Genomic DNA, 14685 nt, shown 5'->3' with positions numbered 1-14685 from the left:
GTCCTTATAGTAAGAGTAGCTTATTTGGGATAATCAAAAAAACGTATATTGCAATATAAAAACTTAGTTTAATCCTAAAGGATACCCTACAACGATTCCTATAAATTGTTCTCAATAATTGAAAATAAAATCAATCCAGATTATTATATTGTTATTGTAAATTTATTTTATTGAAGGAGGATACATAAATGAAAAACTCAAAAGGCTCTATTGAATCAGAGATAAGCAAAGCAATTACGCACTGGGAAAAGGACTACCTAGGACGCGGGTCTATATCCGTTAAGACAGATATATTACGAGATATGATTATCGTAAATTTACAAGGTATTTTAACACCAGCTGAGTATACTGTTTGCGAAACGAAAGACGGTATGCTAACGATAAAGAAAAATCGTTCGGAGCTAGTTGAATCTGGAATTGACGATTTGAAAGAGATTATACTAGAATTAACTGGAGAAGAAGTAAAAAGTTTTCATACGGATATAAGTTCTCGTACTGGTGAACGAGTAATGATTTTTAAATTGTTCCATAATCTTGAGGAGAAATTTTAAAAATTAAAACCACCGTAGTGTTAGTGGGAGATAATTAAGAAACCTAAAAGTTTTGCACTTTATTTATATTTATTAACATGATAATAATTAAAAACTTGAAATTATTTACGTATAATGAATTTTGATTGAAATAACGCTTGAAAAAATGGATAAATAAATTGACAAACTGCTTAATATGGTTTATCTTATAATTGTTTTAAAAATTAATAGATGCTTATTTTAACTGTTTGCTATAATTAAGGCTTTAGCATTTTTTTAATATGTAATATTGACTAAATGAAAAAGTTTCTTAATGAAAAGATAGCGCATAACATAAATTGATATATTGATTGCATAATCTAGGAGACCAGAGATATACTGTTATTTTTCATAGGAGTAATACATACATTATTATCCTCTATAAAATGGGAGCTCTTCAAAAAACTTTATTGAAGTTAGTTGAAGGGAAACCGACAATCTCCATAATTCAATGATGATATAAAATCATTGAATTATGGAAGTTGTCGGTTTTTTTTATGGAAAAAAACGATGTACGAAAAAGAGTGAATGAAAATTAAAATTAAAAAAATTATCGTAATGAAAAGGAATTCTTACAGTTTATTTTCGTTTAGAAGGGAGTATTTACATGTTAATTTCGCTAAGTTCATCAACACTGTTAACATTATTTTTTATCGCGCTTAGTGCTTCTTGGCTAAGTGGATTATTGTTTTTACATGCAAGGATGCCTTTACGTTTTGTTCATATCCATATTGGTATCGCTGCTTTGCCTTCATTGGTTTCTTTACTTGCACTTGTTAATCACAATGGAGATAGAGTTGTAGGGCCTTGGCATCTAGATACTTTAGCTTGGTTCATGGCTTTCTTCGTTCTTACAATTGGTTTAATCATTCAGCGTTTCTCTGTACGTTACTTAATGGGAGATCGCTCATATCGAAAGTACTTTGCACTTTTTACATTTACTACAGGTGTATCTTCGGTCGCATGGTTAAGTAATGATCTTCGTTTCATGATTATTTGTTGGGGAGCAACTCTTATAGGGTTGGTTTTACTCATAGGTCTAAATAAAGGGTGGAAAGTAGTTAGTGAAGCAACAAAAATCTCAGGCTATTTATTTACAATAAGTTGGATTGCCTTGCTAGCAGCTATCATTTGGCTGTTTCAAATAACTGGACAGTGGCAGTTAACATCAGTTGTAACGAATGAAAATGTAGCTCAATTTGGAACATTGGAGAAAACAGGAATTAACTTATTGATTATAGTAGCTGTGATGATTCCAGCAGCACAATGGCCTTTCCAAAGATGGTTAATTGAATCAGCTGTTGCTCCGACGCCTGTTTCGGCTATTATGCATGCGGGTTTAGTAAATGCTGGTGGTATCATGTTAACTAGATTTTCACCTCTTTTTCATGATGATATTGCACAAATCATTTTACTCATTTTCTCTAGTATTTCTGTCTTAATAGGAACAGGAATTAGTTTAGTCCAAGTTGATTATAAACGTCAGCTAGTAGGATCCACTATTGCACAAATGGGGTTTATGCTGATTCAATGCGCATTAGGAGCGTATTTAGCAGCTGTTATACATTTAATGTTACATGGTTTATTTAAAGCCACACTGTTTTTACAAGCTGGTTCTTCCGTACAACGTTTTGAGGGAGTGAAGCAATCTAATGAAAAGATGTCCAATTTATGGATGATAGTCGGACGTGTTTTCGGATTATTTATAGCAATTGCTTTCTGGTTTATGACTTCTGGAGAGGGGTATCAATTCGTTAGTGCGTTCATCTTAGGTTGGTCATTATACGTTTCATGGAAACAGCTTGTTGTTTTTGGAGAGGGAAGAATGGGAAGAATTGCTGGCTTAATTGTTTTGAGTGGATTTTCTCTCATTTACTTTACCGTTCATAACTCTCTTTATAAATGGTTGCATACTGACATGTATCAAAATGTTCAACCTTCAGCTCCAGCAGTTATTTTTGTTATAAGTCTCTTATTATTTGGTAGTGTTATTAGTACTCTCGTTACTCGTAATCAATCTTCTACAATATTTGCTGTAATGTATCTTTGGTTCGTTCGAGTAGGTGAAGCGAGACAAAAGTCAGTAGAAAGTCATCCAAGCTATCTGAAACATGATGTATCAAAGGGAGGTAATCAGTGATGAGCATACAGTCAATCGTAACGAAAGAAACTTTAAAAAAGAAAGATACAAAAATTGAAATACAAGAAAAGAATATGAATGATTTAGTTGAATCTGCTAGCCGAGTGATTGCACCACTTTGGCCTATCTCAACCTTTGCAGCTCATCACCCTTGGATGGGACTTGAAAAACAATCATTTGAACAAGTTGCAGATTGGTTAAAAGAAGCTCGTAATGTAGATATATATCCTAGTGCCTCCATGATTCATTCGGCAAAGGTGAAAGGGGAGATTGAGGAATCATTTTTACAAATAGGCTTGTCTCGTTGGCTTGATTCACAATCTTTTCATATGCCGCGAGAGACAGCAGAGCGTTTTTGCCAAGAAGCTTTAAAGTTAGAGAGATTACCTTCTAGTTTATTATCATCGCCAGAATTAAATAAATTAGCAGAAGAAATAAGTTATATAAATACAGGGAGTATGGAAGACTCTTCTATGCAACCAATGAGTTCACTTATAGAGAATCAAAAGGGTGACAACCTATCAGATGTTCTTAATTACCATATTATTAAATGGTGTAAATTATATCTTGATGACTCCGGATCAAGTTGGACGATGCCAAACCGAGAGAAAGGTTTGTATCGTGCGTGGCACCACCTTATTACATTTGATCCAGCGCTCAGTAAAAATGAGCGTAAAGTTTTAAAAGATTGGCCAGAAGATGCCCTTATAGCTTTAACAAAAGCATTATCTGAACTAGGAATTTCTGAATCTAACAGGCAAGCTTACCTTGAAGGGCACTTACTTTCTTTGCCTGGATGGGCAGGAATGATACGATGGCGCTCGCAACAATCAATTGAGGAACAGGAACTTCTCATACAATATTTAGCAGTTCGAATTTCTATGGAGCTAGCCATTGTAAAACCGTATTTACCTTTAAAAAATCAAAAGGTTGAGAAAAAAGTTGAGGTTGTCCCACTTATAGCTTCTTGGATCTATTGGGGGGATATTTCAATACGGGAATGGTTACAAATGTCTGCCACTGAACAAAGCGAATTATTAGCATTTGCTTATCGTTTTGATGAAAATATTCGCAGGAAACTTTGGCTGGAAGCTTGGGAACAGACGCATGCTGAGCAATTAAGGGAGAAGATCGCTTCTAAACAACATGCAACGAATGATAAAAAACATGTATTAGCTCAATTAGCATTTTGTATTGATGTACGTTCAGAACCGTTTCGTCGCCACCTTGAAAAATTAGGTCCGTTTGAAACGTTTGGAATAGCTGGTTTCTTTGGGTTACCAATTACGACTACTGAACTAGGCAGTAATAACAGCCATCCTTCTTTGCCAGTTATATTAAAACCGAAACATCAAATAAAAGAACTCGCGGATGAAAATGAATATAAATCTTATGAGCAACGTAAGAAGATAGACAGCTCAGTAAGTTATACGTTTAAGACGATGAAAAAAAATGTACTGACAAGTATGCTATTACCTGAGGTAAGTGGCCCTTTACTTGGTTTACAAATGATAACAAGGAGTTTTGTGCCAAGAAGAGTAGGCGGCTTCATTCGTAACCTTCGTAAAAATATGTTACAAAAACCTAATACAACATTCTCACTTAATCATGTCCATGATACAAAATGTGAGATACCTATCGGTTTTACGAAAGAAGAAAAAGTGAACTATGTACGTCAAGCTTTAAAAATGGTGGGACTGACAGAAAAATTTGCTCCTTTAGTTGTAATGTGCGGACATAGTAGTCAAAGTACGAACAATCCTTATGCTGCAGCGCTTGAGTGTGGTGCTTGTGGCGGAGCAGCGGGAGGGTTTAATGCAAAAGTTTTCGCTACTTTATGTAATCTTCCAGAAGTAAGAGAGGCGTTGTCTGCCGAAGGTATTAACATTCCTGAGGACACCATTTTTGCAGCAGCTGAACATAAAACAACCGTGGATGAATTGGAATGGATTTACGTCCCAGAACTTTCGGAAGCTGCGCAAGAAGCATTTGATTGTATTGAGTCGATTATGCCAAATGTGAGCCAAGAAGCAAATAGAGAGCGTTTAACGCAATTACCTAATTTTAAAACGGAAATAAAAAATCCGAGTAAAGAGGCACATCGATTTGCAGAAGATTGGAGTGAAATACGTCCGGAATGGGGATTAGCTCGTAATGCATCTTTTATTATCGGGCAGCGTGAATTGACTCAGGATTGTAATTTAGAAGGTAGGGCTTTCCTTCATAATTATGATTGGAAACAGGATGAAAATGGCGATATATTAGCTAGCATCATAGCGGGACCAGGAACAGTAGCGCAGTGGATCAATCTCCAATATTACGCTTCCACTGTAGCTCCTCATTATTATGGTAGTGGAAACAAAACAACACAAACCGTTACGGCAGGTCTCGGTGTTATGCAAGGAAATGCAAGTGATTTGTTATCAGGCTTACCTTGGCAATCCGTTATGCAGTCAGATAGTGAGACGTATCACTCACCACTTCGTTTACTCATTGTAATTCAAGCGCCTACTAAATATATAGAACGCTTGCTAAATAAGGATTTCACATTTCGAGAAAAAGTTCAAAATGGATGGGTCAGACTTGCAAGTATTGATCCAGAGGGACGCTGGAAAAACTGGTAGCAATCATGTAATGCATATCAACTATTGTTACTAGCTTAAAAGTTTCATAAATACAATCATGAAGAAGGAGTGCTATATATGAGTTCAAAGCATAAAAAGGTTTTATTGTTAACAGAGATGGAACAAGGAATAGAGCCTATTATCCAACAAGTAACTAACATTCAACAAGAAAACATGTTGACTATACACAGCTACGATTCCGTAATTGTACATCCTTTTGGAGATATAATGAGATCTATTATTATTGCTATTTATGAAGAAAATGTGGAAGAAATTTTTGTTGTCGGAATAGAGGATAAAGAAACTAATGTAGTTAATCTGCAAATTCAACGTGATTCTATAAAAAATAACAAGGAACTAGACTATCTCTTTGAAAATTGTATGCCTGAATTTTCAAGTGGTAGCCTTGAGGAATGGCTAAGTGGAAAAGGAAATGTTAGTGAAAATATTGAGAAGAGTATAGATATGATTCGTCATCATCCGTTAGTGCCTTCTAATGTTAAAGTTCATGGCTTCATGATTGATAAAACAGGTGAAAAAGAAACGGTTGTTAAAGTTTCAGCTAATAAAGTAGTTGAACAAGTTAACTAATTTATGAAAGACAAATTAATTCTTATGTATAAATCGCTGTTGTATAATAAATTTTATTATGTTTTAAGAATCAGAAGAGGTAGCCATGCAAAATAAAATCATCGTTATGTTTCAAAAAGATTTTCGTTTATATGATAACCCAGCTCTATTTGAAGCGGCTCAGTCCGGTGAGGTTGTTCCGGTATATGTACATGATGAAACTTTTTCAATAGGAAGTGCGTCAAAGTGGTGGCTACACCATACTATAATAGATGTAAAGAGGCAACTTGAGGCATTGGGATCTAATTTAATAATCCGCAAAGGAAATACACTGGAAGAAATACTTTCTCTCATAAAACAGTTAGGTATAACGGCTGTATATTGGAATATTTGTTATGATCCGGAAAGATTACAATTTAATCAAAAAATGAAAATGATGTTAGAAGATAAAGGTATTACCTGTAAGGAATTTAATTCGCATTTATTATTAGAACCGTGGATTATTAAAAAGAAAGATAACACTGAATATAAGGTTTTTACGCCTTTTTATAATGCATTTCAAAAGCAGGTAATATCTAAACCTATTAGTAAAGTGCAGAGTATAAAATGGGGAAGTTCTTTACCAGCAAGTTTATCTGTTTCAGAATTACACTTGTTGCCGACTATACCGTGGACATCTCATATGGAATCAATATGGGAGCCTACAGAAGAAGGGGCATACAAAACATTCAAGAAATTTTTCTCTAGCAAATTAGTCTCTTATAGTGAAGGAAGGGATTTTCCAAATCAAAATGCTCATTCGATGTTGGCACCGTACCTTTCATTTGGTCAAATATCAGTAAAACTAATGTATCATTACTTAATAAATAAAAGTAATGAAAAACAATGTAGTCTTTTTGAACAACAAGTGAATAGTTTTATACGTCAATTCATTTGGAGAGAGTTTTCTTATTACTTGCTATATCATTATCCATTTACAGTATATAAACCTCTTAATAAGAACTTTGAACATTTTCCGTGGAATAATGAAGAGGAGTTATTAAGAGTATGGCAGAAGGGCGAAACTGGTTATCCGTTTATTGATGCAGGAATGCGGGAACTATGGCAAACAGGTTTTATGCATAACCGAGCGAGAATGGCTGTGGCTTCTTTTCTTGTAAAGCATTTGTTAATTCCGTGGCAAGAAGGGGCCAAATGGTTTATGGATACACTATTAGATGCTGATATTGCAAATAATACAATGGGGTGGCAATGGGTTGCTGGAAGTGGGGCAGATGCATCACCGTACTTTCGTATTTTTAACCCGATCACACAAGGTGAAAAGTTTGATAAAGATGGGGAGTATATAAGAAAATGGGTACCAGAATTAAGAGATATGCCTAATAAATATATACATAAACCGTGGGAAGCACCTGAGCATATTTTACAAAAAGCCAATATAAAGCTAGGAGATACATACCCTTTGCCAGTTGTTGATCATAAGGCAGCACGAGAGAGAGCCCTTTGTGCATATAAAAGTATGAAAGAATTTATATAAAATACACGAGTCAATATGAATTTGATATGTACAGGTTATAATGTCTATTTACGTATTAAAGTTGTATTCATTGAAAGAGCATACGAATCATATAGAGTTTCTAAAACCTTCTATTAAAAAGGAGAATATTTATGAAAAAATCTAGTATTATAGTATTTTTACTAACATATGGTTTGTTTTATGTTTCTAGTGTTTTATTTCCTATTGATCGTACTTGGTATGATGCGTTAGAAAAGCCGTCTTGGACACCTCCTGGTATGACAATCGGAATGATATGGGCTGTATTATTTGGACTTATTGCATTATCAGTTACAATTATTTACAACAACTATGGATTCAAGCCAAAAACATTTTGGTTTTTATTCCTTTTAAATTATATATTCAATCAAGCGTTCAGCTATTTTCAATTTAGCCAAAAGAATTTGTTTTTAGCAACAGTAGATTGTTTACTAGTCGCTATTACTACGTTACTTCTCATTATGTTTTCTTCCAATTTATCTAAAGTATCGGCATGGTTGCTAATCCCGTATTTTTTATGGACTACATTTGCTACATATTTATCTTGGACCATTTATAGTATGAATTAAAGACGTAAATGAAAACTTGAGCATAATAAAAATGCTCGAGTTTTTATGTGTATGAATGGTAATCTAAAATATAGAATATATACATCTTAGGGAGGTCATCTTTGTGAAGAAATGGATGAAAATTATTCTGTACTCTTTACTAGGTATTTTACTTTATAGGAAGTATTAGTTTTTTTGTTTGGTCTCAGTTTAGTTACAAACCGACGAAAGAGGCTTTGTCGTTAGTGGATGATAAAAAAGATGAAGATTATATAGCTTTTGGAGAGAAAGATGCGAAAATAGGTGTTATTTTTTATCAAGGAGCGAAAGTAGAAGCCGAGGCTTATAGTTATTTAGGAGAAGCTCTTGCGAAAGATGGACATTTTGTAGTAATGCCTAAATTACCATTAAACTTAGCGATACTTGGAATCAATGAGGTAGATAGTGTAATTGAAAAGTATCCGGAAGTTCAAAAATGGTATGTTGCGGGGCATTCAATGGGCGGAGCTATGATTTCTAAGTATGCCTTTCAACATGAAGAAAAGGTAGATGGGATTATTTTCTTAGGTTCGTATCCTGCAGATGACTTTTCTACGAAATCGATCCCGATGTTATCAATTTATGGAGAAGTAGATGCGTTAGCAACTGTAGAAAAAATAGAGAACAATAAAAAGTTTATGTCAAAGAATACAACTATGCACATGATAAAAGGGGGCAATCATGTTCATTTTGGCATGTATGGCGAGCAAAAAGGTGATAATGCGAGTTTAATTACGCCAAAAGCACAACGAGATGAAACAGTGAAAGTAATGGAAGAATGGCTATTGAAACAATGATAATCAGTTTAATAAATCGATGGAGATTATATAAAAAAGACTCTTACATAGTAAGAATCTTTTTTTAGTAATTGCTAGCATTTTTGATGTATATCCAAATCTTGAATGGATCAATTCGCATGAAATAACCTTATTTGGGTATAAATATTAAAAAATGGAAGGAGTTTAATATGAAAAAAATGATAGTGGTTTTGTTTACTTGTAGCTTTCTTTTACTAAGTGTACAAGGGATGGCAAATGCAGAGGATTCTTCAAAAGAGATTTCCTATACAGAAAACAATGCAAGTAAAATCTTTGAAAATCCAAAAGTTTTTTATAGTAAGGTTAAAAATCATACGTATCGTTCTTTTTATGTCCCTTTTCATGACGCTGAAAATCATATACAGAAAACAGTTCTATATAAAGATTTACAATCGACTATGAAATCCGAAATAGGACCGTGGATAAGTAAGACAGCGGGTACACAAGAAAATCCTAAAATTAATCCGAATAGACAAATTTACTTAATAGCATCATGGACAGAAACAGAAAAAAAATTCCGAGTAAAATATCTTATCGCTGATGCTGAAACAAAGACGAGTCTTTGGACTGGAGAAGATAAGGGAATGAAAAAAATAAGCCGATAAAAAATCAGCTTATTTTTTATTTGTTTACTATTTTTAATTGATCTCTTATTTTCTCCGGAATATCCTTTTCTGCAATAATATCGTAAGAATAAACATATTTTCCTTTTACATGAATCTTTAAGAAAGTTTTTCTAATAAAATCATTAGGGGTGTTCGTTCCAACTTTATATTCTTTTTCATTGTTTAACTCATCAACACCTTTTAGGGCGTACATAGCTCGTCCTTTATGATGATAATCCGGAACACCATATCCTTTTGCAACCGCATATACATTTTTTTCTTCAGCAATCGGATTAAATCTGTCTAAATCCCCGCGTAATATGAAAGGTAGTAAGTATATAGGAAGACCTATTCCTATTATGCAAATTACAAATTTCTTCATGATCGTTTCTCCTCTTGTTAAATTACTTATTTTAAGTATAGGAAAAAATTCTTATGAATTTAGAAGTGAATTTCTTAAGTTTTTCTTAAATAGGTGTTTAAAGGAGGGATAACAGTGTATGGTTATTCTTTCATGCAAATCGTATTATTTTTTATCCCGCGAAAATGTTTTTTTCATTAGATAATTACTTTACCAAGAATCGGGATGTTTGCGGATACATTTATTTTTGGGATACATAATTATATTTAGAGAATACCCAGTTACAGTATTTGAACTTTTAATAAGAAGGGATGCGAAGGAATGAACTCACAGAGACAAGGCTATGCAGGCTGGTGGCAAGGCGGACATGGTGGTTGGCCGGGTGGACACGGCGGTTGGCAAGGTGGACACGGTGGTTGGCAAGGTGGACACGGTGGTTGGCAAGGCGGGCACGGTGGTTGGCAAGGTGGACATGGTGGTTGGCAAGGTGGACACGGTGGTTGGCCGGGCGGACATGGTGGTTGGCCGGGCGGACATGGTGGTTGGCAAGGCGGACACGGCGGTTGGCAAGGCGGACATGGTGGTTGGCCGGGCGGACACGGTGGTTGGCAAGGCGGACATGGTGGCTGGCAAGGCGGACATGGATATTAAAAAGATACTATAAAATCATTTTTTTATGCAAAGTTTGTATATTTAGTATGATTGTATATTTTCATTTGTATAGTAAGGATATAATGAAAACAGCAAAAAAATCCTGTGAAGTAAGGATTCTATACGTAAAATGAAAGCAGTGGAAATGTCAAAAGAACAAAAGACACCGCTTTTTATTATTCAAGGAGAACGAGACTATCAAGTTCAATCGAAAATCGAAATCCCTCTTTGGAAAGAACAACTAAAAGAACGAGGTAACGTTGATTATCGACTATATCCAAAGTTAAATCATTTCTTTACAGAGGGTGATGGGGAAATAAGTAAACCAGATGAATATTATGTCCTGCTAATATCCCCGAGTATGTTATAAATGATATTGCTGCTTGGGTGCAAGGAAGATTGCAATAAAATTAGCAACCATATGTTTTAATAAAGACTTTCTTTCTGCGATTAAAATAGAAACATTACTATTAGGTTATATTTTTTAAAAACACTCTTTGAAAAGGAGTGTTTTTTATTTTTCTAAATAGAAATTTTCTATAAAATAAGGGACATGCCTTTTACACAAATCGTTATTTGTAACACTGCTATCAAAGGAAAGTGCTCGTGACATCTCTTTAATATTCAAAAACATTAATAATCAATCGTGTGAAATTTTTTGAAAATTTAGGTTTAACATCTTTAAAATAGGTGTATTACATATTACATAACAACTAAATAAAAAATCTAAAGGAGGAAAAATACGATGCATAAGAATGAAAGAAAACCGGTGGTTCATGAATATGATAATGAACAGGAAGTAGTTATGAAAGTAAAAGAGCTAGAATTGCAAGGGATTCACCAAGATGACATTTACGTCTTAACACATGAAAAACATATAACAAAAAAGATTGCGGATGATACAAATATAAATACGATTGGAGTAAAAGAACAAGGATTGGGCACAAGTATTATCAACTTTTTCTCCAAAAAAGGGGACGAGCTCCGAAATCAAATGGAAGAAATGGGGTTGTCGAAGGAGGAAGCTAACTTATATGAAGAAAAACTAGATCAAGGGAGAATTTTACTCCTAGTAACAGATGAAACACTAACGGCGAGTGATAGGCAACCGCAAAACTATCATTCTCTCTAATAGATTGCAATAGGTAAGGTAATTATTTTAGCTTGTAGCATGGAAGAAAATAAAAGTGGAGAAGGGTGAGAAAAAATGAAACATACAATATTTAAATACGCTATGATTGGGATTACGACTGGAGTTATAGTCTCCTTATTAAAAAAGGAAAATCGGAAAGCGATACAAACAAAAGGAAAAAGCGTAAAAGAAAAATTGCAAGAAGGAAACATAAAGGAAACATTGGAGAAGGTAACCGAAACAAGTAAACAATTCTCTGTAACTGCAGCTAATGTTGCAAAACAAACATTACCACAACTGCTTACAGCCACACCAGTTGTCATTTCTACCATTAAAGACTTAACAGAAAACGAAACGAACAAAAAGAAAACAGATGAAAAGGATAACGAAATAAATCAAAACAGTAAGGACATAGACGGAGAAAAAACGAAAAATGAAAAGAAATATAGGAAAGAAGAGAGTGCTTAAATTTAATTCTAAAAAGAGAAAGTGAGGAAGAAAGTATGAAATCTCTGTATGCAATTGATGTAGGAATTGGTTTTACTAAGCGGGCATATCGACAGGATGTAGATTCTGAGGTGACGATTAAGAGTGAAGCTTCCACACTAGCCCCTGTACCTAATCATGATGAAAGTGAAGATTTAACAAAGGTAAGTTTTATAGATTTAGACTTTGCATACTATATGGGAAATGAAGCGCATCAATCTGACGCTTCATTGCTTCCTCCATTTGACGAAGAAATAGAAAATTATTATGAAAGCGAACGGTTTAAACAACAAATATTTGGTTGCATTGCAAAGGATTATAAAGAAAATGTCGTGTTACCTTTAGTTGTTACTGGGCTTCCCGTTACTTGTTTTGGTAGTCAGCATGAGCAATTACAACGTGCACTAAAAAAAGAAACTTCTGTGCAAATTGATGGAAAATTTATTACTATTACGGTGGAAAATGCTTTGATTCTTCAGCAACCGGTCGCTTTACATGCTTATTTCTTAAAAGAGGGAATCATTCAGGAGCGAGATCGTATTTTAATTATTGATGGTGGATTTCGTACATTAGAAATGACAGATATGAAACAGAATGTCATTTTAAATCATTATGAGACAGAGCTAGGATGTAGCAAGCCTTTGAAAAATATTAAGAATATCGTGCAGAATCATGCGGGGGAAAGTAATCAATTGCATATTAACGATATGCCAAACATATTAGAAAAAGGATATGGAGGTCGAGAAGAAGATCCTCAGACAAGTCAGGTTCATACTTTAATTCAAAAAGAGTTGGATGCACACTTCCAAGACGTTATGCGTGTATTACAAGAACAATTTAAATTAGAACAGTACGATACTATTATTTGGACAGGAGGAATAGTAGATCTCCACAAAAAACGAATTGAAAAAATACAAGGTGAAATTTCTTCTTTCCGTATGGTAGACGCTTCGAAAGAGGCTGCACTTCATGGATATTATATGATTGGAAGTCAAGTATTTGACGACATCACTAATCAATCTGTATATGAATCTAAGTTATAATAACGACCGAAATGGAGTTCTTTGAATAGACGTGCCAAATTATGTAGCTTCTTTTCCACATATAAAAATGCTTTATAAGAAAAGATAAAAAGTGCTTATATAGAGGAAATGTTTAAAATTGCGAATAAAAATAGCTAATATATAGGGGGTCTTCCTTTTAATAGAATAAGACCTCCTATGCCATTTATCCCGCTTTAATGGGCAGTAAGACCCCCACCTCAAAATTCAGCGAAAGCAAAGAATTTAGGTGGGGGTCGGGCTCCCATAAAAGTCCGATTGGTGAGGGCTAATAATCAGTGGGGCATGAAGAAAACCCCCACTGATTAAAGTTTCACTTTATTTTGTAATTTAGTTGATCTAAAAACTTTTCCTCCAAGACATGAATACCTACATACAAATTTCATATTACGGATATGATTCGATCAAACATAAAACTATTTAGAAAGGAAGAATAATATGGAATGCATAAAAATGCCGAAATGGAGTTGGTATCATGTGAAAACTAGTGAGCTTGAAAAACTTTCTTCTATAATTCCTCGTGATGTAACATCTTATTTCTCTCAATTTGTAAAGAAAATAAGTTCTCCTTGTGAAAATGGATTATATGTTTATACGTTATCATCAAGTCAAACTTGTGTATATGGTTCGTTTTTATATGATCAAGATAAAAAGGACGCCAAAATTCAAAAATTTCTTCATTATTTCGTAGCTCATGGAATACTCATAACGGTTCAGGAAAAAGAGGAAGGGGACTTTCAGAAATTAATACATAAGGCCTCTTTTAGTGCGAAAAATTGTAATAGTTCCGCTGAAGGATTATGTGCTATTTTATCAATGTTTATATCTCACTACTTGCGAAAGGTTGACTATTTCGAAAACAATTTCAGAAATGTATTATGGGATTTTTATCATCATAATAACATAGCAGTTTTAGAAAGAATTTATCATATTCGTCATGAATTATTTATGAACACACATGTGTTTCGCTTAATACAAGAAGTGTTACAAGGCCTGAAAGAAGCTTGGTTAGAAAACTTAACAAACACTCTTTGTTATAAGCAAACAAACGTAAAATTAGAGCGTGGATTACAACTTGTTAAAGAGTACCAAGAAGAATTGGACACGATGATTCATTTACAAGAAGTTGTTTCTTCACATCGTGGGAATGAGATTATGAAAGCTCTTACTGTATTAACTGCTGTAAGTACGCCTTTGACGGCCTTAGGAGCATTGTGGGGGATGAATTTTAAATATATGCCTGAACTAGAATGGAAATATAGCTATTTAATCGCTCTCTTATTTATCATTTTTACAACAGGTGGTATGTATTTGTATATGAGAGTGAAAGGATGGACAGGTGATTTATTACGAGTAAAGAAAAAGAAATCTTTTTTTAAATCTAATTAATCTTGTTTATAAAATATATGATAGATATATAGTTAGTAATATTTATTAATTGGGATAGTATCATTTCGATTTTACAATAGAGATATCGCTGCTTTCAGCAAAACAGACTTCAGAGGCGATTTAGCCAAGATTAATAT

General features: G+C 34.1%; 14 protein-coding genes and 2 pseudogenes. 14 read left to right on the top strand and 2 right to left on the bottom strand.

What is annotated here, in order from left to right:
• Positions 1–188: 188 nt before the first annotated feature.
• The 8 genes and pseudogenes from PDQ33_RS15595 to PDQ33_RS15560 all read left to right on the top strand — a co-directional run bounded on the left by PDQ33_RS15595 (position 189) and on the right by PDQ33_RS15560 (position 9468).
• Complete coding sequence (locus PDQ33_RS15595; RefSeq protein WP_000798157.1) at positions 189–551, top strand: DUF2294 domain-containing protein; 363 nt, start codon at positions 189–191, stop codon at positions 549–551.
• Between the two features lie 625 nt (positions 552–1176).
• Positions 1177–2709: an NADH dehydrogenase subunit 5 gene (locus tag PDQ33_RS15590; protein WP_071743157.1), complete on the top strand. Its 1533-nt coding sequence runs from the start codon at positions 1177–1179 to the stop codon at positions 2707–2709.
• Positions 2709–5333 (top strand): DUF2309 domain-containing protein, encoded by a 2625-nt coding sequence (locus tag PDQ33_RS15585; RefSeq protein WP_061130825.1) that lies wholly within the window; start codon positions 2709–2711, stop codon positions 5331–5333. Before PDQ33_RS15590 ends, PDQ33_RS15585 begins: the two co-directional genes overlap by 1 nt.
• A 78-nt stretch (positions 5334–5411) precedes the next feature.
• Positions 5412–5924 carry a carbonic anhydrase gene (locus tag PDQ33_RS15580; RefSeq protein WP_061130826.1) on the top strand — a complete coding sequence of 171 codons (513 nt, stop codon included), beginning with the start codon at positions 5412–5414 and terminating at the stop codon, positions 5922–5924.
• An 85-nt stretch (positions 5925–6009) separates the two neighbouring features.
• Positions 6010–7440 (top strand): cryptochrome/photolyase family protein, encoded by a 1431-nt coding sequence (locus tag PDQ33_RS15575; RefSeq protein WP_061130827.1) that lies wholly within the window; start codon positions 6010–6012, stop codon positions 7438–7440.
• A gap of 131 nt (positions 7441–7571) precedes the next feature.
• Positions 7572–8027: a TspO/MBR family protein gene (locus PDQ33_RS15570; protein WP_000749750.1), complete on the top strand. Its 456-nt coding sequence runs from the start codon at positions 7572–7574 to the stop codon at positions 8025–8027.
• A 103-nt stretch (positions 8028–8130) separates the two neighbouring features.
• Positions 8131–8842, top strand: a pseudogene (locus PDQ33_RS15565) (alpha/beta hydrolase).
• A gap of 170 nt (positions 8843–9012) precedes the next feature.
• Positions 9013–9468, top strand: a complete 456-nt coding sequence (locus PDQ33_RS15560) for a hypothetical protein (RefSeq protein WP_061130829.1) — start codon at positions 9013–9015, stop codon at positions 9466–9468.
• Positions 9469–9484: 16 nt separating this feature from the next.
• Here the strand turns inward: PDQ33_RS15560 and PDQ33_RS15555 are convergent, their stop codons facing one another.
• Positions 9485–9850 carry a YxeA family protein gene (locus tag PDQ33_RS15555; RefSeq protein ID WP_000714879.1) on the bottom strand — a complete coding sequence of 122 codons (366 nt, stop codon included), beginning with the start codon at positions 9848–9850 and terminating at the stop codon, positions 9485–9487.
• A 300-nt stretch (positions 9851–10150) separates the two neighbouring features.
• On the opposite strand from PDQ33_RS15555, the gene PDQ33_RS15550 reads away from it, so the two are divergent.
• The gene (locus tag PDQ33_RS15550; RefSeq protein WP_001088219.1) at positions 10151–10480 is read left to right on the top strand and encodes a hypothetical protein; all 330 of its coding nucleotides are present in this window, start codon (positions 10151–10153) and stop codon (positions 10478–10480) included.
• Positions 10481–10595: 115 nt separating this feature from the next.
• Positions 10596–10888 (top strand): annotated as a pseudogene (locus tag PDQ33_RS15545) (alpha/beta hydrolase); the annotation flags it as partial.
• A gap of 106 nt (positions 10889–10994) precedes the next feature.
• Here the strand turns inward: PDQ33_RS15545 and PDQ33_RS15540 are convergent.
• On the bottom strand, positions 10995–11093 hold the full coding sequence (locus tag PDQ33_RS15540; RefSeq protein ID WP_080445125.1) for an acyl dehydratase: 99 nt from the start codon (positions 11091–11093) through the stop codon (positions 10995–10997).
• 132 nt (positions 11094–11225) lie between these two features.
• Between PDQ33_RS15540 and PDQ33_RS15535 the strand changes: the two genes are divergently transcribed.
• The 4 genes from PDQ33_RS15535 to PDQ33_RS15520 all read left to right on the top strand — a co-directional run bounded on the left by PDQ33_RS15535 (position 11226) and on the right by PDQ33_RS15520 (position 14548).
• On the top strand, positions 11226–11612 hold the full coding sequence (locus tag PDQ33_RS15535; RefSeq protein ID WP_000549422.1) for a general stress protein: 387 nt from the start codon (positions 11226–11228) through the stop codon (positions 11610–11612).
• Between the two features lie 75 nt (positions 11613–11687).
• A complete protein-coding gene (locus tag PDQ33_RS15530) occupies positions 11688–12080 on the top strand; it encodes a hypothetical protein (protein WP_061130830.1) in 393 nt (130 codons plus the stop codon).
• 35 nt (positions 12081–12115) lie between these two features.
• The gene (locus tag PDQ33_RS15525) at positions 12116–13141 is read left to right on the top strand and encodes a ParM/StbA family protein (protein WP_061130831.1); all 1026 of its coding nucleotides are present in this window, start codon (positions 12116–12118) and stop codon (positions 13139–13141) included.
• A 456-nt stretch (positions 13142–13597) separates the two neighbouring features.
• Positions 13598–14548, top strand: coding sequence for a magnesium transporter CorA family protein (locus PDQ33_RS15520; RefSeq protein ID WP_046199414.1), 951 nt, complete (start codon positions 13598–13600; stop codon positions 14546–14548).
• Positions 14549–14685 lie beyond the last annotated feature (137 nt).

Source organism: Bacillus cereus group sp. Bc031, from assembly GCF_027716265.1.
Lineage (GTDB): Bacteria > Bacillota > Bacilli > Bacillales > Bacillaceae_G > Bacillus_A > Bacillus_A paranthracis.
This window is presented reverse-complemented; position numbering and strand designations above follow the sequence as displayed.

What these genes read in the sequence shown, in the direction of transcription:
- PDQ33_RS15595 (WP_000798157.1), top strand. Translation starts at nt 189, where the DNA reads ATGAAAAACTCAAAAGGCTCTATTGAATCAGAGATAAGCAAAGCAATT.
- PDQ33_RS15590 (WP_071743157.1), top strand. Translation starts at nt 1,177, where the DNA reads ATGTTAATTTCGCTAAGTTCATCAACACTGTTAACATTATTTTTTATC.
- PDQ33_RS15585 (WP_061130825.1), top strand. Translation starts at nt 2,709, where the DNA reads ATGAGCATACAGTCAATCGTAACGAAAGAAACTTTAAAAAAGAAAGAT.
- PDQ33_RS15580 (WP_061130826.1), top strand. Translation starts at nt 5,412, where the DNA reads ATGAGTTCAAAGCATAAAAAGGTTTTATTGTTAACAGAGATGGAACAA.
- PDQ33_RS15575 (WP_061130827.1), top strand. Translation starts at nt 6,010, where the DNA reads ATGCAAAATAAAATCATCGTTATGTTTCAAAAAGATTTTCGTTTATAT.
- PDQ33_RS15570 (WP_000749750.1), top strand. Translation starts at nt 7,572, where the DNA reads ATGAAAAAATCTAGTATTATAGTATTTTTACTAACATATGGTTTGTTT.
- PDQ33_RS15560 (WP_061130829.1), top strand. Translation starts at nt 9,013, where the DNA reads ATGAAAAAAATGATAGTGGTTTTGTTTACTTGTAGCTTTCTTTTACTA.
- PDQ33_RS15555 (WP_000714879.1), bottom strand. Translation starts at nt 9,850, where the DNA reads ATGAAGAAATTTGTAATTTGCATAATAGGAATAGGTCTTCCTATATAC.
- PDQ33_RS15550 (WP_001088219.1), top strand. Translation starts at nt 10,151, where the DNA reads ATGAACTCACAGAGACAAGGCTATGCAGGCTGGTGGCAAGGCGGACAT.
- PDQ33_RS15540 (WP_080445125.1), bottom strand. Translation starts at nt 11,093, where the DNA reads ATGTCACGAGCACTTTCCTTTGATAGCAGTGTTACAAATAACGATTTG.
- PDQ33_RS15535 (WP_000549422.1), top strand. Translation starts at nt 11,226, where the DNA reads ATGCATAAGAATGAAAGAAAACCGGTGGTTCATGAATATGATAATGAA.
- PDQ33_RS15530 (WP_061130830.1), top strand. Translation starts at nt 11,688, where the DNA reads ATGAAACATACAATATTTAAATACGCTATGATTGGGATTACGACTGGA.
- PDQ33_RS15525 (WP_061130831.1), top strand. Translation starts at nt 12,116, where the DNA reads ATGAAATCTCTGTATGCAATTGATGTAGGAATTGGTTTTACTAAGCGG.
- PDQ33_RS15520 (WP_046199414.1), top strand. Translation starts at nt 13,598, where the DNA reads ATGGAATGCATAAAAATGCCGAAATGGAGTTGGTATCATGTGAAAACT.